Source organism: Rahnella laticis, from assembly GCF_015644585.1.
In the GTDB taxonomy this organism is placed as follows: domain Bacteria; phylum Pseudomonadota; class Gammaproteobacteria; order Enterobacterales; family Enterobacteriaceae; genus Rahnella; species Rahnella laticis.
Genome location: NZ_JADOBI010000002.1, coordinates 333,024 through 352,280 on the forward strand (window position 1 = coordinate 333,024; position 19,257 = coordinate 352,280).

Consider the following 19,257-nt stretch of genomic DNA (forward strand, 5'->3'; position numbering starts at 1 on the left):
ATGAAAAATCTCACGCTGGCGCAAAGACTGACTCTGGTATTTACGGTGCTGCTGATCGCCTGCTGCGCGCTTTCCGGCTATATGCAGGTGCGCTCGAGCAATCAGTACAGCCAGTCGGTGATCCAGCGGCTGTCCGCGAATCTGGCGACGCAGATTGCGGCCAATAATCCGCTGCTCAGTCAGGGCGACTGGGATCCGAAAGCCGTGCATTCGCTGTTTGATCAGCTGATGGCGGTGAACCCGAGTGTGGAAGTGTATCTGCTGGATAAAGACGGCAAGATTGTGGGCAACGCGGCACCGGCAGGGCGTCTGAAAACCGATAAAGTCGATCTGACGCCGGTTAACGCGCTGCTCGAGGGCGCGAATATGCCGGTTTACGGCGACAATCCGCGTGATCCGCAAACCCGTCAGGTGTTCTCGGCGGCACCGCTCAAAGAGAACGGTGTGACCAAAGGTTACGTGTATATCGTGCTGCTCGGCGATGAATACACCGCGCTGACCAGCGATGCGCAATACCAGTCTTCCATTGCGCTGGCGCTGCGTTCCATGGGGCTGGTGGCGCTGTTCGGTTTACTGGCGGGGGCGCTGGCGTTTCACTGGGTGACGCGTCCGGTGCGTAAGCTGACGCAGCAGATTGCGCAGCTCGACAGCGGCGGAATGGACGCCATTCAGGCGCTGGCAAAAACTCCGACGCCTGCCGGTGCGCCGCGCGATGAAGTGTCGCAACTGCAACAGGCATTTGTCGCGCTGGCAAAACGCATCGACCAGCAGTGGCAAAGCCTGATGGTGCAGGATCAGCAGCGCCGTGAATTTATCGCCAATATTTCCCACGATTTGCGCACACCGCTGACCTCACTGCACGGCTATCTCGAAACGCTGTCGGTGAAGTCCGATCATCTGAGCAACGAAGACCGGCAGCGGTATCTGAATATTGCCCTGACGCAAAGTAAAAAAGTCGGGCGTCTGGCGCAGGAATTATTTGAACTGGCGCGCCTGGAATATGGCGTGGTGAAACCGCAGAAAGAGCCGTTTTCCCTGAGCGAACTGGTGCAGGACGTCTTCCAGAAATTTGAGCTGGCGACCGAAACGCGCGGGCAGAAATTGCTGGCTGATATCACGCCGGGTATTCCGCTGGTGAATGCCGATCTGGGCATGATTGAACGCGTGCTGACGAACCTGCTGGATAACGCCATCCGCCACACGCCGGAAGGCGGCGTCATTGAGATTAAACTGTGGAAAAACGGCGAACAGGTCATGGTACAGCTCAAAGACACCGGGCCGGGTATTGCGCCGGAGCTGAAAGACAGCCTGTTTGTGCGGCCGTCAATTCTCAGCACCAATAAACACCGCGCGGGCGGGCTGGGGCTGATGATTGTGCGCCGTATTTTGCAGCTTCACGGCGGGGATATCCGGCTGGTTGAGCAACAAAAGCAGGGCGCGTGTTTTCAATTCTCCGTTCCGCTCTGAACTCCCTTCTTTTTAATTTGCGTTACGCTGTGACCGGCGTAACGCAAATATCCTGTTTTATTGTCACAAAGTTATTATTATGTATTCCTAAGTGTTAAATAATAATTTAATTTTATAACGTAAACCAAAAAGGTTTAGCCTGTATATTTAAACGGTACTTTTTGATTTATATTCAGGCCGATATATTGACCGCGACGAATAAATACTTTCTCATTATTACGTGGAATATATTATGTCTAAGAAAGAAACCCACCCTCAAAATAATAAAGTGCACGATCTGCGCTCCGCTATTGAATTCCTTGAAAGCCTGCCAGGCGAAATGGTCAGCACCGATGTGGAAGTCGATCCGCATGCGGAATTGTCCGGCGTTTACCGTTATGTCGGTGCCGGTGGAACCTGCGAACGTCCGACCCGCAAAGGCCCGGCGATGATGTTTAACAACATCAAAGGTTTTCCGGGCGTCCGTGTGGTGACCGGCCTGATGTCGACCCGCGAACGCGTCGGCCATCTGCTGGACTGCGCGCCGGAAAAACTCGGTTTTTTGCTGAAAGACTCCGTGAAAAATGCCATCGCACCCGTCGTTATCGACCGCGGCACCGCGCAATGTCAGGAAGTCACGTATCTGGCCGATGACCCGAACTTTGACCTGCGCACCTTGCTGCCCGCGCCGACCAACACCGAAGAAGATGCCGGTCCGTATTTCACCATGGGCATGTGCTACGCGTCTGACCCGGAAACCAAAGAGTCCGATGTCACCATTCACCGCCTGTGCATTCAGAGCCGTGACGAACTGTCGATGTGGCTGACACCGGGCCGTCATATCGACGCGTTCCGTGAAAAAGCGGAACGTGCGGGCAAACCGCTGCCAATTTCTATCAGCATCGGCGTGGATCCGGCGATTGAAATTGCGGCCTGCTTCGAGCCACCGACCACGCCGCTCGGCTTCAACGAACTGAGCATTGCCGGTGCCTTGCGCGGTAAAGCGGTTGAACTGACACACTGCGTCTCCATCGACGAAAAAGCCATTGCCCACGCTGAAATCGTGATCGAAGGCGAACTGCTGCCAAACGTGCGCGTCCGTGAAGATCAGAACACCAATACCGGCAAGGCGATGCCCGAATTCCCGGGTTACACCGGCGAAGCGAAAGCGGCGCTGCCGGTGATTAAGGTGAAAGCGGTCACTCACCGTAGGAACCCAATCCTGCAAACCACATTAGGCCCAAGCGGCGAACACGTCAGCATGGCCGGTATTCCGACCGAAGCCAGTATTCTGGACATGATTGACCGTGCCATGCCGGGCCGCGTGCTGAATGTGAATGCACACACCTCCGGCGGCGGTAAGTTGCTGGCGGTACTGCAATTTAAGAAAGCTTCTCCGGTCGACGAAGGCCGTCAGAGACAAGCCGCGCTGCTGGCGTTCGCCGCTTTCTCCGAGCTGAAACACGTCATTCTGGTCGATGAAGATGTGGATATTTTCGACACCGACGACGTCCTGTGGGCGATGCAAACCCGCTTCCAGGGCGACGTGGATATCGCCACTATTCCCGGCGTGCGCTGCCATCCGCTTGACCCGTCGCAGAACCCGGCATACAGCCCGAGCATTTTGCAGGAAGGGATGTCATGCAAAACGATCTTCGACTGCACTGTTCCTTTCCATCTGAAAGCGCATTTCGAACGTTCTAAATTTAAAGAAGTCGATGTGAAGAAATTCTTACCTGACTTTAAATAATACGAACGTTAAGCATTAATTAAGGATTTGATATGAGTAAACGGCGCATAATTGTGGGGATCAGCGGTGCTTCAGGATTTCAATATGGCATGAAAGCGCTGGAAATATTGCGTGATATGGATATCGATGTGCATCTTATTATCAGTAAAGGTGCCGAAATGACGCGGAGCATGGAAACAGATATTGAAAGAGAAGATGTCACCTGTCTGGCCGACGAAGTTCACTCCATTAATAATCTGGGGGCTTCTGTTTCCAGTGGTTCATATAAAACCATCGGAATGATTATTGCGCCGTGCTCAATGAATACTCTGGGATCTATCGCTCACGGTTTAACCAGTAATTTACTCACCCGCGCGGCGGATGTCGTGTTAAAAGAGCGCCGCAGGCTGGTGCTGATGGTCAGGGAAACACCGCTGAATCTTTCGCATCTGAAGAATATGCAATCGGTGACAGAAATGGGCGGAATTATCTTTCCGCCGGTTCCGGCTCTTTATCACAAACCTGAAAGCGTGGATGACATTATTCACCACAGCGTGGCTCGCGCCCTGGATTTATTTGATCTGGACGTCGCGAATATCAAACGCTGGGGCGAAAACTGAGTGATAAATTCTTTGTGAAAACGATAAAAAACAGCCTCTAAATTTGTGGAGTAGAAATGTTAATTGGACCTATTGTTAACAGCGGCGCCATTATCCTCGGCGGCCTGTTAGGGGGCTTTCTTGGCGTAAAAATGCCAGAGCGGTTAAGAACCTCGCTGCCCCAGACCTTTGGTTTATGCTCGATGGCGCTCGGCGTCGTGCTGCTGGTGAAAATGCACAGCATGCCGGTGGTGATCCTGTCGGTGATCCTCGGCGCGGCCATCGGGGAACTGTTTTATCTGGAACGTTACATTGCGCGTCTGGGTAATATGGCGCGCGGGATCGCCTCGCGTTTTGCCCCTGATACCGGCATGGAACAGAGCGTCTTTACCGAAAAATTTGTCGCGATAATTGTGCTGTTCTGCGCCAGCGGCACCGGTATTATCGGCGCAATGACCGAAGGCATGACGCATGATCCGAATATCCTGTTCGTTAAAGCGATTATGGATCTGTTCACGGCGGCTATTTTCGCCACGGTGCTGGGCTATGCGGTGGCGCTGATTTTCATTCCGCAGTGGATTGTGCAATTTCTTATCGCGTCGGCGGCGGTGTTTATTCTTCCGCTGACCAATGCGCAAATGATGGGGGATTTCACGGCAGCAGGGGGCTTTATTATGCTCGCCGCCGGTTTCCGCATCAGCGGAATCAAATCCATCGCAGTAGGAAATTTATTACCGGCGTTAATTCTGGTGATGCCCATCTCGCATTACTGGAGCCTCTTTATTCACTGATGAATATCAGCCAAAGCCACTTCATTGCGAAGTGGCTTTTTGTATACTGAGCGTGCCACCGCCGCCATGAAAAGAAGGGAATGATGGATCTGAAAAGAATGCGTTACTTCTGCACCATCGCTGAACAGGGTTCAATCAGCAAAGCTGCGAAAGTGCTGAATATCGCACAGCCTCCGCTCGGAAAACGTCTGCACGAACTCGAAGAAGAAATCGGTTCGCCCCTGTTTATCCGCACCACCAAACAGATGGTTCTCACCGAAGCCGGACGTTTTCTTTACCGAAAATCCAGTGAAATCCTCAGCCAGGTCAACAGCGTCACGCGGCAGGCGGTGGATATTGCGTCGCAAAAAAAACGCACCGTGCGTATCGGCGTTTCCTATCTTTATCTGCGCTATTTCAATACGGTATTTCTCGAGCTTTACCGCAAAAACCCGGACTGGGATCCGAACCTTCTGGTGTCTGAATCCACCTATCTGGAAGAGTTGGTGATGAACAAGGCGCTGGATATGGCGATGATTCAGACGCCCGCCGATATCCGTTCTTTCTATGTCCGTGAATTTGAGCCGATCAAACTGGTCGCGGTTGTCTCAACCGAACTGGCCGAAAACCTGCCCGACCGCATGCTGACTTTCGCTGATTTGTCCGGCTTCCCGCTGATTATGCTGCACCGCATGGGCGGCGAGGGCACCTATGAAGTGCTGCTCAACCGTTTGTATGAAGAAGTGAAAGATGTGAACGTGATTATGAAAGTGTCCGAGCCGCGGCTGGTGATCGAAATGTTCCGCGACGGCCTTGCGGGTGCCGCGCTGATGCCGGAATCGGAAGTCGGCGAGAGCAAACATTTCCGCGCGTTTAAAATCGAACAAAAAGAGAAGCTTTTCCGCCCGGCGATCATCACGCTGCATACTGAAAAAGACTCGTTTTTGCCGGGAGAGTGATCTTTGTCATGAGCAGGCGAGGTGAACTATAATCAGCCTTCTCATGCTGACTGGACGACCAGAGACTCAGCTTAATTTTTCGGGGACGACCCTGACTGTTATTCCTGAGGATGTTTTATGGCCTGGCTTTATCTGTTTTTAGCCGGAATTTTCGAAGTTGTCTGGTCGACCGCAATGAAAGAATCCCACGGATTCACCCGCCTCGTTCCCAGCCTGATCACGGCATTTTTCATGCTGCTCAGCGTCGTATTACTGGCGATCGCCATGAAAACCCTGCCGCTCGGCACGTCGTACACCGTCTGGGTCGGCATCGGCGCTATCGGCGCATTCATTCTGGGTGTCACGATGTTCGGCGAAAGCCTTAATCCGCTACGTGTGATAGCTGTTTTGCTGATTTTCGCAGGGGTCATTCTGCTGAAGGTGGCTACGAAAGAGTGACGGGGTAAAACTCCAGATACAACAAAGCCGCTCTGTAACAGGAGCGGCTTTTGTTCTTAAAACGCAGACTTCAGCAAATCATTTGTACAATACAGCAGTGCCGTGAATGCGGTTCTGACCACCGGCTTCGATAATTTTATAAGAGGTTGCACCGGCGGCAGCGGCTTTAGCGGCGAAGGTGGATTCCAGACCATCCAGTGTGTTGTCGGAGGCGGTAACAGTACCTATTTGTGCGGCGAAACTGCCAAAAGAAACGGTGGCGAGTGCTGCTGCGATAACGAAAGTTTTGATGGTTTTCATGATGTCATTCCTTCTCAGTGTTTGTTGGGTGAAGGCGGCTGCCTTCGATGAGAAGAAGAATAGCGCCGCGGGCTCCGGAAGAATAGCGGAGTGATTTGCTGATAATGGTCAAAATATTTGAATAATTCACCTCGTATGCAATTTTCTCTTTTCGGAGGATTCTCTTTCAGTCCGTCCGCCATTAGCCGTTATCACATGCCGTGTTCTGGCATACTTTTGTAAAAACCACGGACGTATGTAAATGAGCCGGGAAACGCAGTTCCCCAGGGGAGGTAATTGATGGCGACGGAATATTATCTGCTCAGGCAGCTCGAAATGATGATGGCTGATCCTGAGAACTGGGATTACAGCTATTCAAACGAAACGGATCCGCGAAAAAGGCTGGAGTGCCTGACGCGTCATTACAACGGCCATATCCGCCAGCGTGCGGTCTTGTCTCTGGGGCTGATGAAAGAGGGCGAAGCGCTGCCTTCAATCATTAAGCGGGTGAATGACTGGGTCAGTCAGGTGCGCGATGCCGCCCGCCAAAGCATCCGGCAATTTATGACTCCCGAAAGTGCCGGTTGGCTTGTGGAATGTTTGCCGGATTTCTACGCCTTGCTCAACACCCGGCGCGATAACCATGCTCTGCTGGTTGATGAGATTGTCAGTTTTCTCGCCCGCCCGGAACATTGTGCGGCGTTGATGACCGGATTAGCCTCACCGCAAAAAGACGTGGCACGGCACGCGCTGGCGCTTTTACTGGAACATCATCTGCTGGCGGTGGATGTTATTTTTGAAAGTACGCGCAGACATAAAAATGCCGCCGTCAGGCTGGCCGCGGCGCGTGCATTACTGGCACAGCCTGAACTGGTCACACAGGAAAGGCTGCTTACGTTGTTAAAGGATCGCTACGCGCCGGTCAAACAGGCGGCGCTGACTCACGTTACTGATAAGGCGAGAGACGTGCCGGTTTCGTTGTTGCTTGAGTTGCTGTGCGACAGAAATGAAGTGGTACGCAAACGTGCTGCGAAATTACTGATTGCGCGCGGGCAACCGGTACTTGCGCACTATCTTTCAATCTTCAGCGATGAAAACCAGAAATTACCCCGGCGGCGCATCGCTCTCTCAGGGCTGGACGAGCAGAAATACGAAAATGTCCTGGCGCTGGCGGCGGATTGCCTTAAAAGCAGCAATAAGGCGCTCTGTAAAACGGCGTTGCAAATCACGGTCCACCGTTTGCAGGAAAATGCCCGCGAAGTGTTGCTTGAGGCGATGGCGCATCCGGCATATCCGGTGGCGATATTTGCCTTCCGCAACTTTGTAAAACTGAAACTGTATATCCGGTTGAGCGATATTCAGCAAAATCAGCTGGTTGCGCCCTCAGTAAAACATCAGCGTCTGTATTTTTCGTTGGCTGCCCGGCTTAACCGGTCGGACAGATTGCAATTTTTGCTGATGAATGCGGATAACGCGGATGCGGCATTACTGCGTCAGATGCTGGCGCAATAAATAACAGATGCCCCGTTTCCGGGGCATTTTTTTTAAAACCTTTCGCCTTCCAGCGAGGCATCACACAGCGCGTACACCTCGCCCCAGCCTGCGCCGGTGGCCAGTAGCTGGCGGATGTGCAGGGCAACGTCGGCGCGGCGGACGCGGCCATGCGCTTCGGTTTCGATAAGGTGCGCTTTGCCGGTGGCTTCGCCGTTCATCAGGCCACCCGGACGCAGAATGCACCACGCCAGCGTGCTGGTTTGCAGCCAGCTTTCCGCCAGTGATTTCTCACGGACCGCCTGCCCGAACGCCTGTTTTGCGCGGTCGGATAAGGTCGGCCAGCTGTTGCCGCAGCCAATCGACGTCACCAGCAACATCTGGCGGATCCCGGTTTTTTCAGCGGTATCCACAATCAGCCGGTTAGCGGTGTAATCGGAGAGTTTTCCGCCCAGCGTGGACACGATCTGCGCCTCCGCCCCGGCCATCTGGCAGGCATGCAAGACATCTTCCGGGTTCAGCGCGTCGCCGGTAATTACGGTGACGCCCGCCGCGCGCAACGTTTCTGCCTGTTCAGGGTTACGGATAAGCGCCACAACCGGGCGCTCCTGTGCGGAAAGGGCGACTAGTTCAGCCCCGACGCCGCTGCCAGCGCCAAAAATCAGCAAAGTATTCAAGGGTGTTTCTCTCTCTCGGCCAGAAGGGCAGGAAGGGCGCGAAATGCATTCAGCTGATCACTCAGAAGCTGGCGATGGCTGTCACGCCCGACGAAAACCTTGAGCATCGCATAACCGGAAGCGTTTAAAAACCAGACACTTGCTGTGCTCATTCCCATAAATAGCCGTTCTACCAGCGCGATTTGCTGGCAATTTGTTGCGCGGATATGCCCGCTCATTCCCTGTTTACCGCGCAGGTTGAAATATCCGTGGCGATGCGTGCCGGTGGGCAATGCGCCATGGAATTCGAGGATCAGATCTTCATTATTCACCAGCGTCGTGACGTCGCCCCATTCCGTGATGTTGTCCCACACCGCGTCGAACTGGCTGCCGGAAAACAGGTGGCTTTCGGGTAAATGCCGGATCACCGTCAGCGGCGTCACGCCATATTCGCAGGCAATATCTTCAACAGTGCCGTCAGGCTGAGTGGAGAGAAAGTCGGTCAGTTTTTGCAGGTTATCCGTGTGCATGGCTGTCATTCCGTAAGGTCAGTTGAGGAACCAGAATTTGCAGGGCCTGCAGCATATTGCTGGCCCAGAAACGTCCGGCGGGAGTGAGGTTAAAACGCGGGCCGTCGCTGTGCATCAGGCCGCACTGTTGCCACTGTTGCAGCAACGGTTCTATCGGGAACGGATCTTCGACGATGCGGCTCAGATCATAACGTCCGGCTTCGATGCCGCCCTGTAAATCCAGCCGCCAGCGATGTTCACCGGTGGTCGCGGCGGTCATCATCATGATCGGTTTTTGTCCGGCGTCGAGCAGCTGATAATAAGCGTCCAGGCTGCGCATCGTCATGTATGACTGGCCGTCAAGGTTGCCGCCCGCGCCGCTGCCGAAGGCCAGACAGTCCGCGCCTTTTTTGATCAGCAGGTTATAGAGGTTGCGCTCGCGTGTGGTGCGCGCCCAGTGACTGTTGCTGATCTGGTGCCAGCCGTCACGCGCCAGAAACGCTTCGCCTTCCAGATAGAAATCGCGACGCATGCTGACATCCGGCAGGGTCACCCGGTTGTTCTCAACGGCTTTGCCCAAGGGCGTGGTTGGCAACAGATTCAGCGCGTAGAGATCGACACCGTCCAGCGGCAGATCGCGGACAATCTGTAAATCTTCCAGCCACGACGCGCGGGTCTGTTCCGGCAGGCCAAACATCAGGTCACAAACCACCGCCGCGCGGTCACGTTCGCCCAGCTTGCGCAGAAAATTAATGGCTTCGTCGCGGCTGGCGCGGCGACCCATACGCTGACGGATACGCGTGTCGAACGTCTGAATGCCGACAGAAAAACGGTTAGCGCCCGCGTCCAGACAGGTATCAATGCGTTCGTCATCAAAATTCAGGATGCGGCCTTCCACCGTGATTTCGCAATCCGGTGCCAGCGGCAAACTGCGGCGCAGGGTCACAATAATCCGGTGTAACTGCCGGGCGCTGAGCGCGGTCGGTGTACCGCCACCAAAATAGACGGCGTGGATTGGCGCAGACTGATGCAGCGGTGAGCTGGCTTCCTGCTCGATTTCGCGGATCAGGTAATCGCAGTATTGTTCGGTGGCCTCCGCTTCCAGCTTGTTCTGGTAGAACCCGCAAAATTTGCAGTGCGTCGCGCAAAAAGGGATATGCAAATAGACCAGACGTTTATTCGCAGGCAGCGTTTTCTGACAAAGCGCCTGCCATTGTGCGGGAACCTCCTGCGGAGGAACGGGTTGCTGCGGCCGCCAGGGCATAACCGCCCAGCGATCCGGGAACGGCAGGCCCTGATCGGCGGCATAAAAGCGCGTGAGGTCTAAGCTCATAAGGGTCTTCTTCTCCTGAAGAAACAGTCATTATCGCCCATTAAACGATAATGATTATCATTCGATCAAACCCAACCCGCGCCTTTGATGATCTGTATCAAATTAAGAATTGTGAGGATTTTGCTAAGAAAATCAGGTGGCCGCCTGAGATTGTCCCTGTCCTGCGGGTGACGCCAACGTGACCAGGCGAGCCTGAGCCGTGTATTTTTCAGATAATTTAATAATGACCAGTTATGGAAATAGCTATTTTCACACTGTATCTATCATCCGGATGATCAGAGTTTTCAAAACGTATTAAAAAATAATCTTAAATTAAATTGCCAGTGGTTTTTATTTCGCGTGATGAAATGTATGATGTGTGATTAATGTTATGGGATTATTTTTTATGGCGAATAAAATAACCCTAAAAATAGATGGCTTATTCCTTTTATTTGAATTTATCGTGTTGATTTTAATGAGTTTTATTATTTAAAATAAATAAAGTCCGTATCCGTATACTTTGCCAGTCAAGATTGAACCTTTGTATTTTATTGTGAATAATTGATTTTGAAGTCGTGGTGGGGAATAAGCCGTTAGCGGGTTTTTCATGTCGCTAAGGTTTCTACTCAATTATTCAAATTAAAGGATTACAAATGAATCATCATAAAAAGGGTTTGTCTGTTTCAAAGTTAGCCGCCGCATGCTCATTGGCATTAATGGCTCAGGCATCCGCTTCGGATATTTCTAACACAAGCTATGAAACATTCTATTTTAATACGACCGATAACACGCCGTATTATCAGGGCTACGTTGGGTTCAATAACGGGCAAGACCTCACGACGCAGGGGAATATCTCGCCGGGGATTAACAATGCTATCGTTCGTGGTGTGCTCTCGACTTATTATCTGAACGCCAATGCCAGCGAAAATGTACTGAACATCACCAACAGCACCGTTCGCGGCATGATCACTTCTCAGTGCATGACCACAAACTGCGCCGCAGATACCCTGACAAACGCGGGTGTACTGTCATTAACCGTTGATAATTCGACGATTGATGACACCTACGAGCATTACAATTATGTCAACAATGCCAACGAGGCAGGCAGCATTGATACCTACGATCTGGGCACGGCCATCACGCTGGATCAGCAAAGTAATATCGTTTTGCGTAATAACTCCCGTGTGGCGGGTATTACATTAACGCAGGGTTATGACTGGGCAGCGGATTCAGCAAATAACGGCACATCGTTTAATAATAACGTGACAATCAGTGATTCCGCGCTGACGTCAGGTGCCTGGTCTGAGCTGGATAACTCAGGTTTCTACGGTCAGTCCGGCAAACCTTCTGATTACCATAATGGTTCAGCGGGTTGGGATGATGTGGCGCTGGATGTCAGCGATTCTGCTGATGCCGTTCATTCGATGAAAACCAATGTGGTATTAGACCATTCCACCCTGACCGGCGATGTCGCATTTGCCAGTACCTTCAATGCGAATTTCTATCCGGCAGGACATGACTCAAATGCGGATGGCACGCTGGATACCAATGGCGGCTACGCGCAGGATTCCCTGAATCAGGATGAATTAAACCTGACGCTGCAAAACGGCAGCAAATGGGTCGGCGCGGCCATGTCCTCGGTTGAATCGACGGCCACTTTATATGATGTGGCACCGAACAGTATTCTTCCTGAATCTGTTTACGACACCAGCGGTCACGTGGCCGGCAATCAGGTTTTCCAGAGCGGCCTGTTTAATGTCGCACTCAATACCGGCTCCCAGTGGGATACGCGCGGTAATTCCAATATCGACACGCTGACCGTGAATAACGGTTCGCTGGTGAATATTACCAACGCTTCTTCCCTGCTGGCGGATTCTGTTTCGCTCAACAATCTGTCCGGACTGAACATCACCAATGACGGTTTTGTCGCAACCGATACGCTGTCCCTCGATAACCAGAGCCAGGTTTCGCTGTTAAATGAAGGCGCAGAACTTTACGCAAACCAGATCACCGTTGACCGTCAGTCTCAGCTGAATTTAGGTCTGGGTCAGGTGGAAAGCCGCAATATGACGCTGGCTAACGGCGGCACATTCAACGTGGGAAGCCGTGCTTATATCCTGAATTCAGATCTGAATTCGACCGCAAGCCAGGTTCGTCAGGAGCAGGGTATTGTTGCCCTGAATTCTGATGGTCATCTGTCTGTGAATGGCGATGTGAACGGTAACTTCCGCGTTAATATCAACGACGCCACCGGTAAAGGCAGCGTTGCTGATTATAAAAACAAAGAAGTGATTCGTGTGTACGACAACAACCCGGCCACTGCGGCAACGTTCACTGCCAACAATAAGGCCGATCTGGGTGCCTACCGTTATGAAGCGAAACAGGTTGGTGACACCGTTGTTCTCAAACAACGTGGCCTGACCGATGCCGCCAATATCGCCCTGAGCATTCCGTCCGCGAACACCAACATCTGGAATCTTGAGCAGGATACGCTGCTGAGCGCAGGCCGTCATTCCGGTGATGCAGGCGGCGTGTGGGCGTCCTACACGGGCGGTAATTTCAGCGCCGATGGCCGCACCGTTTCCTACGATCAGGACGTCAACGGCATCATGATCGGTGTGGATAAAATGATTGAGGGCGATGCTAAGTGGATGCTGGGTATGGCCGCAGGCTTCGCGAAGGGTGATGTTTCTCATAAGAGCGGCAGCCTGGATCAGGATACTCAATCCGCACGTGTGTACGCCTCTGCCCAATTCGACAACCATGTCTTCTTAGACAGTTCACTGAGCTACAGCCGCTTTAGCAACGACCTGACCAGCGGCATGAGCGACGGGCAGCATGTTACGGCGGATAACTCTACCGACGGCTGGGGCTTTGGTCTGAAACTGGGTTACGACTGGGCGTTCAACGAAAGCGGTTATGTCACGCCGTATGCCGCCATCAGCGGTCTGTTCCAGAACAACGACAGCTATAAAGTGAGCAACGGGTTGAACGTGGGTAGCCAGTCTTACAACAGCCTGCGCTACGAAGCCGGTGTTGATGCGGGTTACACCTTCAATTACGGCAGCGAACAGTCCCTGACGCCGTTCGTGAAACTGGCATACGTTTACGATGATGCGGGCGATAACGATGCGCGCATTAACGGTGACCGTATCGACAACAGCATGAACGGTTCTGCGGTTCGCGCAGGGGTGGGCGGTCAGTTCAACTTCAGCAAAAACTTCGCAACCTATGCCGATACTGCTCTGCTGAAAGGCGGGGATGTTGACCAGGACTGGTCTGCAAACGTCGGTGTGAAATACCGCTGGTAATATCGGGTAAATGTCAGAAACGTTTAACCTGATTGCCTGAAATACGACTCCGGGCATACTTCACAAGGCTGTGAGTATGCCTGTTCGCCAATAACCTTACTCAATTTTGTCGGTTTTATACTATGTCAGAAAAACCACTGGAAATACTTCAGCAGCTTCATGATTGTTTAATGGCAGAAGGTGTCTCTTTTACTTTTAATAAAGGAGAAAAGATTCAGATTGAGCAGGAAGAAAAGGAGAATATTGTCTATTTCCTTGAGTCGGGTTGTGTGTTTATTTATAACGAAAAGAAAGAATGGCTTCTGGATGTCGTCGATTCCGCTATGTTACTGGGCGCATCGGGCATCGTTTTCAAAGAATACGAAGGTTCCTGCGCCGTTGCCGTCAACGCCTGTCAGGGTTTCTGGCTTCCCGCCAGTCGGGCAAAAGCGCTGCTGAATCAGGGCAGTCTCTGGTATGAACTGAGCATCTGGCTGAGTTATCTGGCCTTCTATCTGAAACAACGTGAATGTGACCTGTTAGGTTCTAACAACTATTGCATTGTCCGTTCGATGTTAATCCGGATGCAACGGATCCGGCCTGAAGTTCGGCAAAAATTAGGCGTTCTGGAGTTTATCCAGCAGCGCTCCAAAATATCGCGAACCGTGATTGCAGAAATACTCTGTGAATTACGCAAGGGTAATTATATCGAGATGGATAAGGGGAAATTAATACAGATAAACCGTCTCCCGGCGAATTACTAATTTCTGACTAAATGTTATTTGCGTCAACACCGGTGAATTAAAATTAATCGCAGAACGGGTACCCAAACCCGATAATAAAAAAGCCTTTTTGCCCCGGAGTTTTTGCGCATTCCGGGGCATTTTTTTACGGGTCTATCGCTTCGCTTTATCCCGGCGCGGCCTCACCGCGATATCCGTAATCTGCGTATCGTCGCTGGCATTGACCACCAGACGCACCGCCGCAGCCACCGATTCCGGCGTGCTGTATTCGCGTGGATCAATGGCGTCAAAGTTGCCCTGACTTTCACGGGTTTTACGGTTCATCGGCGTATCCGTTGGCCCCGGCGCGACGGTGGAAACACGTACGCCGTGCTCCGTTTCTTCCTGCCGTAAGGCATGGGCGAGGGCGCTCAGCGCGAACTTGGAGGCGCAATAGACCGTATTCCCGCCTTCTGCTTTTGTCCCCGATCCCGAGCCGATAAATACCACCTGACCTTCCTGTTTTCTCAGCGCCGGTAATGCCAGGCGGGTGAACTCCGCCGGTGCGAAAACGTTGATAGAAAACTGCTTTTGCCACTCCTCCGGCGTCGCCTGTTCAAGGCGCAGCGGTTTGGAAATCGCCGCCGAATGCACCAGCACATCAATCACCGGTAACTCACGAACAAACTGCTCAACGGCACTGAAATCCAGCAGATCGATTTCAACCGCTTCCACGTTTTCGACCAGCCGCAGCGCAATCAGGGTGTCTTTATTACGCCCGAGCGCATAAACCTGATGATCGCGTGCCAGATTATGAACAATGGCCAGCCCGATACCGCTGGTTCCGCCGGTAACAACAGCGACAGGGAGTGAACTCATGATGTTTTCCTTGTGGTTTTTATTCAGGCTAACACTTGGCAGAGATGCGATCGACGCACTTAATTGGCTTAGCTTTTATGGCAGATGGGAAAGCGAATGATTCTCGATTGTAATGATAACTATTATCAATTATCATCCAATTGTGAATTTCTGGTCTGGTTATGTAACTTCCTATGTCCGCAAACGTTGCCGTTTCCCCGGTTCGTGCTTTTGAAGCACTTTACAGCTCGCATCACCGCTGGCTGAAAAACTGGCTCCAGTTCAAACTGGGGTCCGCCAGTGACGCAGACGATCTGGCGCAGGACACCTTTATGCGCGTTCTCACCGGCAATACCGCACAGGAAATTCGCGAACCCAAATCCTTTTTATGTACCGTTGCCCGCCGCGTGATGGTGGATTTTTTCCGCCGCAACGCGCTGGAACGTGCGTATCTCGACATGCTGGCGCTGCTGCCGGAAGAACAGATGCCCTCTCCCGAACAGCGGCAATGTCTGCTCGAAACCTTGCAACAAATCGATACGATGCTCGACGGGTTGGGCGAGAAAGTGCGTCAGGCATTTTTACTCTCACAGCTTGAAGGGCTGACGTATCCGGTGATCGCCGGACGTCTGAACGTGTCGGTCAGCTCGGTCAAAAAATACATGGCGAAAGCCACCGAACACTGTCTGCTGTTTAGCCTGGAACACGGCTGATTCCGATGAATACGTCCCTGACCGACAACCAGCGCCTGTCGCTGAAAATGGCCGCGCAGTGGTTCGCCACCTTGTGCGCGGGCGACGTCACGCCGCAGCAAAACCAGAAGTGGCAGCACTGGCTGGCGCAGGATGAAGATCATCGCTGGGCGTGGCAGCGCGTGGAATCGTTGCAGGGGCAGCTGCACAATATGCCGGGTAAATTCAGTTATCAGACGCTTAACCATGCGCGCCAGCAGTCGGACGTCACCCGCCGTCGTGTGCTGAAAAGCCTGCTGGTGTTGCTCGGTCTGGGCGGTACCTGGAAAGCCTGGCAGTCGCCCGCCGGGCAGGGTTTGCTGGCCGATGCGCGCACGTCTACCGGCGAAATCAAAACCCTGCGTCTCCCGGATAACTCACAGCTTTCGCTCAACACCGCCAGCGCCGCCGATATCCGTTTTACTGACACACAGCGTCTTATCCGCCTGCATCATGGCGAAATCAGCATTACCACCGCGCGTGATAATCAGCCGCTTCCGCGGCCATTTCTGGTCGAAACGCCACAGGGCATGTTACGCGCTCTGGGCACGGAATTTATCGTGCGCCAGCAGGATGACGCCACAACGCTGACGGTGCTGAAACACGCCGTGGAAATCACGCTGCACGACCGGCCTGCGCGCGTTTTGCAAATCAGCGAAGGCCACGAGGTGCGCTTTACCGGCAGTGCTTTCGGCGATATCACCGCAATAACCGGCGGTGCAGGGAGCTGGACCCACGGCGTGCTGAGCGTCAGCGACTGGCGTCTGGCGGATGTGATTGCCGAGCTGGCCCGTTACCGCCACGGTCATCTGAGCTGCGACCCGTCAGTGACTGATTTACGCATCAGCGGCACGTTCCCGCTAAAAGATACCGACAGCGTGCTGGAGATTCTTTCACGAACACTTCCCGTGAAAATTCAGACGGCTACGCGTTACTGGGTGAAAGTGGTGCCTGCGTAATGTCCCGGTAAAATGCTTCCCGCAAATAAAAATGATAAATAATCGCATTCGCGATTGTCCCTTTTCCATTCTCATCCGACTCCTGAGTAGCACCTAAAAAACTGCCTGAAAAATCACACAGCAAAAAACATAAAATCGGAGACGGTATGTCCATTTCACGCTCACGCGTTATTCGTTCTTTTCGCAAAACAACACCACTGGCGATTGCCATTCACTGCGCCATTATTCCTGCCGCACTGCTGACTTCACTGCCGGTAGCCGCCGCGGTGCAGTCTGCGTCTTATCAGATTGCGGCCGGGGATCTGGATACCGCGCTGAATCAGTTCGCGGCCAAAGCCGGGATTACGCTTTCTGTGGATGCCTCGCTGACGCGTGGAAAACACAGCAGCGGCTTGCAGGGGAGTTACACTGTCACCGATGGTCTGGCGACGTTGCTGGCAAACAGCGGGCTGGAAGCCAGACCGCTGGGCAATAATGCGTTCACGCTGGCGGTTATGCCTGCGCCGGTGCAGGCACCGGAATCCCTGACGGTGGTCGGAGACTGGCTGGCGGACGCGCGTGAAAACGACGTTTTTGAGCACGGCGGGGCGCGTGATGTGATCCGCCGTGAAGATTTTGTGAAGACCGGCGCGACAACCGTTCGTGAAGTGATGAACCGCATTCCGGGTGTCAATGCGCCGGAAAACAACGGTACCGGCAGCCATGATATGGCGATGAACTTCGGCATCCGTGGCCTGAACCCGCGTCTCGCCAGCCGTTCAACCGTGCTGATGGATGGCATTCCGGTACCGTTTGCGCCTTACGGCCAGCCGCAACTTTCCCTCGCGCCGGTTTCACTGGGCAACATGGATGCGGTGGACGTGGTGCGTGGCGGCGGTGCGGTGCGTTACGGACCGCAAAGCGTCGGCGGCGTGGTCAACTTTGTCACCCGCGCCATCCCGAAAGATTTCGGTATCGAAGCCGGCATGGAAGGGCTGCTCAGCCCGACGTCCAGCCAGAATGATCCGAAAGGCACCGGCAATCTGATGGTAGGCGGCACGGCGGATAACGGTCTCGGCGGCGCACTGCTTTACTCCGGCACGCGCGGCAGCGACTGGCGCGAACACAGTGCCACCAAAATTGACGATGTGATGCTCAAAACCCGTTATGCGCCGAACGAGGTCCACACGTTCAACAGCCTGCTGCAATATTACGAAGGCCGCGCGGAAATGCCGGGCGGCTTATCCCGCGCCGCGTATAACGCCGACCGTTTTCAGTCCACGCGCCCTTATGACGAATTCTGGGGCCGCCGCCAGCTGGCGAGTTTTGGCTATCAGTATCAGCCCGACCAGCAGCATAAATTCAACGTGCAGACGTTCTACACCTACACGCTGCGCAGCGGTTATCTCGATCAGGGTAAAAACCTGACGCTTTCCCCGCGCCAGTATTGGGTGCGCGGGGTTGAACCGCGCTACAGCCAGAGCTTCAACCTCGGCCAGACCGCGCATGAAGTGGGCGTCGGTTACCGTTATGTCAGCGAATCCACCCACGAATTGCGCTATTACAGCCCGGCCAAATCCGGCGTTCTGCCGACCGGCGACAGCCCGTATGATCGCGATACGCAATCCGGCACGCAGGCGAATGCGTTTTATGTTGATGACCGCATTGACGTCGGTGACTGGACCATCACGCCGGGCATGCGCTACGAGCACATTCACTCGTATCAGAACAACTACATCAAAGGCACCAAGCAGGAAATCAGCTACAACGCGCCGCTGCCTGCGCTGAACGTCGTTTATCACATGAACGAGGCGTGGAATATTTACGCCAATACCGAAGGTTCTTTCGGCACGGTGCAGTACAGCCAGATTGGTAAAGCGGTGGACAGCGGCAGCATCGAACCGGAAAAAGCCCGCACCTGGGAGCTGGGAACGCGCTTTGATAACAGCGTTGTGAAAGCGGAAGTCGGGCTGTTCCTGATCAACTTCAACAACCAGTATGACTCCAACCAGACCACGGACAGCGTCACCGCGCGCGGAAAAACCCGTCATACCGGTCTGGAAAGCCAGATTCGTTACGACCTCGCTGATTTGTCGCCAAAACTTGAAAACTTCTCCGCTTACGCCAGTTATGCGTATGTGAACGCCGTCATTCGTGAATCCGGCGATACGCAGGGCAATCAGGTGCCGTTTTCCCCGAAAAACAAAGGCACGCTGGGGCTGGATTACACGCCGGGCAACTGGTTCTTCAACGTCAACAGTGAATACCAGTCCGGCCAGTTTGCGGATAACGCCAATACCGTCGAAGAAAGTGCTGACGGCAGCACCGGCCGCATTCCCGGCTTCATGCTGTGGGGCGCCCGTGCCGGTTACCAGTTTGGCCCGGACATGGCGAACCTGAATCTGGCCTTCGGCGTGAAGAATATCTTCGACCACGAATACTTCACACGTGCGTATGACGATAACAACAAAGGGATTTATGCCGGACAGCCACGCACGTTGTATATGCAGGGTTCCCTGAAATTCTGATG

At 53.3% G+C, this 19,257-nt stretch carries 17 protein-coding genes; 12 read left to right on the forward strand and 5 right to left on the reverse strand.

Annotated features, from left to right (window positions below; all coding sequences use genetic code 11):
* The 6 genes from IV433_RS04850 (at window position 1) to IV433_RS04875 (ending at window position 5,941) form a co-directional block, all read left to right on the forward strand.
* Window positions 1-1,467, forward strand: a complete 1,467-nt coding sequence (locus IV433_RS04850; protein WP_195813252.1) for a sensor histidine kinase — start codon at window positions 1-3, stop codon at window positions 1,465-1,467.
* A gap of 232 nt (window positions 1,468-1,699) precedes the next feature.
* Entirely contained in the window at window positions 1,700-3,196 is a 1,497-nt protein-coding gene (locus tag IV433_RS04855) for a UbiD family decarboxylase (protein ID WP_195813253.1), read from the forward strand.
* A gap of 32 nt (window positions 3,197-3,228) precedes the next feature.
* The gene (locus tag IV433_RS04860; protein ID WP_152326589.1) at window positions 3,229-3,795 is read left to right on the forward strand and encodes a UbiX family flavin prenyltransferase; all 567 of its coding nucleotides are present in this window, start codon (window positions 3,229-3,231) and stop codon (window positions 3,793-3,795) included.
* A gap of 56 nt (window positions 3,796-3,851) precedes the next feature.
* Window positions 3,852-4,565 carry a DUF554 domain-containing protein gene (locus IV433_RS04865; protein ID WP_195813254.1) on the forward strand — a complete coding sequence of 238 codons (714 nt, stop codon included), beginning with the start codon at window positions 3,852-3,854 and terminating at the stop codon, window positions 4,563-4,565.
* Window positions 4,566-4,645: 80 nt separating this feature from the next.
* Window positions 4,646-5,503 (forward strand): LysR family transcriptional regulator, encoded by an 858-nt coding sequence (locus tag IV433_RS04870; RefSeq protein ID WP_229893215.1) that lies wholly within the window; start codon window positions 4,646-4,648, stop codon window positions 5,501-5,503.
* A 117-nt stretch (window positions 5,504-5,620) separates the two neighbouring features.
* Window positions 5,621-5,941, forward strand: coding sequence for a DMT family transporter (locus tag IV433_RS04875; protein WP_195813256.1), 321 nt, complete (start codon window positions 5,621-5,623; stop codon window positions 5,939-5,941).
* Window positions 5,942-6,019: 78 nt separating this feature from the next.
* Here the strand turns inward: IV433_RS04875 and IV433_RS04880 are convergent, their stop codons facing one another.
* The gene (locus tag IV433_RS04880; protein WP_195813257.1) at window positions 6,020-6,241 is read right to left on the reverse strand and encodes a YdgH/BhsA/McbA-like domain containing protein; all 222 of its coding nucleotides are present in this window, start codon (window positions 6,239-6,241) and stop codon (window positions 6,020-6,022) included.
* A gap of 279 nt (window positions 6,242-6,520) precedes the next feature.
* On the opposite strand from IV433_RS04880, the gene IV433_RS04885 reads away from it, so the two are divergent.
* Entirely contained in the window at window positions 6,521-7,732 is a 1,212-nt protein-coding gene (locus IV433_RS04885) for a HEAT repeat domain-containing protein (protein WP_195813258.1), read from the forward strand.
* 32 nt (window positions 7,733-7,764) lie between these two features.
* On the opposite strand, the gene IV433_RS04890 is transcribed toward IV433_RS04885, so the two are convergent.
* Genes IV433_RS04890 through hutW form a run of 3 tightly spaced genes read right to left on the reverse strand, consistent with a single transcriptional unit; the run spans window position 7,765 to window position 10,209 of the window.
* A complete protein-coding gene (locus IV433_RS04890; RefSeq protein ID WP_195813259.1) occupies window positions 7,765-8,388 on the reverse strand; it encodes an NAD(P)-binding oxidoreductase in 624 nt (207 codons plus the stop codon).
* Complete coding sequence (gene hutX / locus IV433_RS04895) at window positions 8,385-8,906, reverse strand: heme utilization cystosolic carrier protein HutX (protein WP_370530240.1); 522 nt, start codon at window positions 8,904-8,906, stop codon at window positions 8,385-8,387. Before hutX ends, IV433_RS04890 begins: the two co-directional genes overlap by 4 nt.
* On the reverse strand, window positions 8,884-10,209 hold the full coding sequence (gene hutW, locus IV433_RS04900) for a heme anaerobic degradation radical SAM methyltransferase ChuW/HutW (protein WP_195813261.1): 1,326 nt from the start codon (window positions 10,207-10,209) through the stop codon (window positions 8,884-8,886). Before hutW ends, hutX begins: the two co-directional genes overlap by 23 nt.
* Window positions 10,210-10,841: 632 nt before the next feature.
* On the opposite strand from hutW, the gene IV433_RS04905 reads away from it, so the two are divergent.
* The gene (locus tag IV433_RS04905; protein WP_195813262.1) at window positions 10,842-13,499 is read left to right on the forward strand and encodes an autotransporter outer membrane beta-barrel domain-containing protein; all 2,658 of its coding nucleotides are present in this window, start codon (window positions 10,842-10,844) and stop codon (window positions 13,497-13,499) included.
* A 170-nt stretch (window positions 13,500-13,669) separates the two neighbouring features.
* Window positions 13,670-14,242: a helix-turn-helix domain-containing protein gene (locus IV433_RS04910; protein WP_195813263.1), complete on the forward strand. Its 573-nt coding sequence runs from the start codon at window positions 13,670-13,672 to the stop codon at window positions 14,240-14,242.
* Between the two features lie 132 nt (window positions 14,243-14,374).
* Here IV433_RS04910 and IV433_RS04915 read toward each other — a convergent pair whose 3' ends face one another.
* A complete protein-coding gene (locus tag IV433_RS04915; protein WP_195813264.1) occupies window positions 14,375-15,079 on the reverse strand; it encodes an SDR family oxidoreductase in 705 nt (234 codons plus the stop codon).
* A gap of 173 nt (window positions 15,080-15,252) precedes the next feature.
* Between IV433_RS04915 and fecI the strand changes: the two genes are divergently transcribed.
* From fecI to fecA, 3 genes are all read left to right on the forward strand, one after another.
* A complete protein-coding gene (gene fecI, locus IV433_RS04920; RefSeq protein ID WP_195813265.1) occupies window positions 15,253-15,771 on the forward strand; it encodes a ferric citrate uptake sigma factor FecI in 519 nt (172 codons plus the stop codon).
* Between the two features lie 5 nt (window positions 15,772-15,776).
* A complete protein-coding gene (fecR, locus tag IV433_RS04925; RefSeq protein ID WP_195813266.1) occupies window positions 15,777-16,748 on the forward strand; it encodes a ferric citrate uptake sigma factor regulator FecR in 972 nt (323 codons plus the stop codon).
* Between the two features lie 146 nt (window positions 16,749-16,894).
* Window positions 16,895-19,255 carry a TonB-dependent Fe(3+) dicitrate receptor FecA gene (fecA, locus tag IV433_RS04930; protein ID WP_195813267.1) on the forward strand — a complete coding sequence of 787 codons (2,361 nt, stop codon included), beginning with the start codon at window positions 16,895-16,897 and terminating at the stop codon, window positions 19,253-19,255.
* The last annotated feature ends 2 nt before the right edge of the window (window positions 19,256-19,257 follow it).

Bases quoted from the DNA above. Each gene is read 5' to 3' on its own strand.
- IV433_RS04850 (WP_195813252.1), top strand. From the start codon at position 1: ATGAAAAATCTCACGCTGGCGCAAAGACTGACTCTGGTATTTACGGTG.
- IV433_RS04855 (WP_195813253.1), top strand. From the start codon at position 1,700: ATGTCTAAGAAAGAAACCCACCCTCAAAATAATAAAGTGCACGATCTG.
- IV433_RS04860 (WP_152326589.1), top strand. From the start codon at position 3,229: ATGAGTAAACGGCGCATAATTGTGGGGATCAGCGGTGCTTCAGGATTT.
- IV433_RS04865 (WP_195813254.1), top strand. From the start codon at position 3,852: ATGTTAATTGGACCTATTGTTAACAGCGGCGCCATTATCCTCGGCGGC.
- IV433_RS04870 (WP_229893215.1), top strand. From the start codon at position 4,646: ATGATGGATCTGAAAAGAATGCGTTACTTCTGCACCATCGCTGAACAG.
- IV433_RS04875 (WP_195813256.1), top strand. From the start codon at position 5,621: ATGGCCTGGCTTTATCTGTTTTTAGCCGGAATTTTCGAAGTTGTCTGG.
- IV433_RS04880 (WP_195813257.1), bottom strand. From the start codon at position 6,241: ATGAAAACCATCAAAACTTTCGTTATCGCAGCAGCACTCGCCACCGTT.
- IV433_RS04885 (WP_195813258.1), top strand. From the start codon at position 6,521: ATGGCGACGGAATATTATCTGCTCAGGCAGCTCGAAATGATGATGGCT.
- hutX (WP_370530240.1), bottom strand. From the start codon at position 8,906: ATGACAGCCATGCACACGGATAACCTGCAAAAACTGACCGACTTTCTC.
- hutW (WP_195813261.1), bottom strand. From the start codon at position 10,209: ATGAGCTTAGACCTCACGCGCTTTTATGCCGCCGATCAGGGCCTGCCG.
- IV433_RS04905 (WP_195813262.1), top strand. From the start codon at position 10,842: ATGAATCATCATAAAAAGGGTTTGTCTGTTTCAAAGTTAGCCGCCGCA.
- IV433_RS04910 (WP_195813263.1), top strand. From the start codon at position 13,670: ATGGCAGAAGGTGTCTCTTTTACTTTTAATAAAGGAGAAAAGATTCAG.
- IV433_RS04915 (WP_195813264.1), bottom strand. From the start codon at position 15,079: ATGAGTTCACTCCCTGTCGCTGTTGTTACCGGCGGAACCAGCGGTATC.
- fecI (WP_195813265.1), top strand. From the start codon at position 15,253: ATGTCCGCAAACGTTGCCGTTTCCCCGGTTCGTGCTTTTGAAGCACTT.
- fecR (WP_195813266.1), top strand. From the start codon at position 15,777: ATGAATACGTCCCTGACCGACAACCAGCGCCTGTCGCTGAAAATGGCC.
- fecA (WP_195813267.1), top strand. From the start codon at position 16,895: ATGTCCATTTCACGCTCACGCGTTATTCGTTCTTTTCGCAAAACAACA.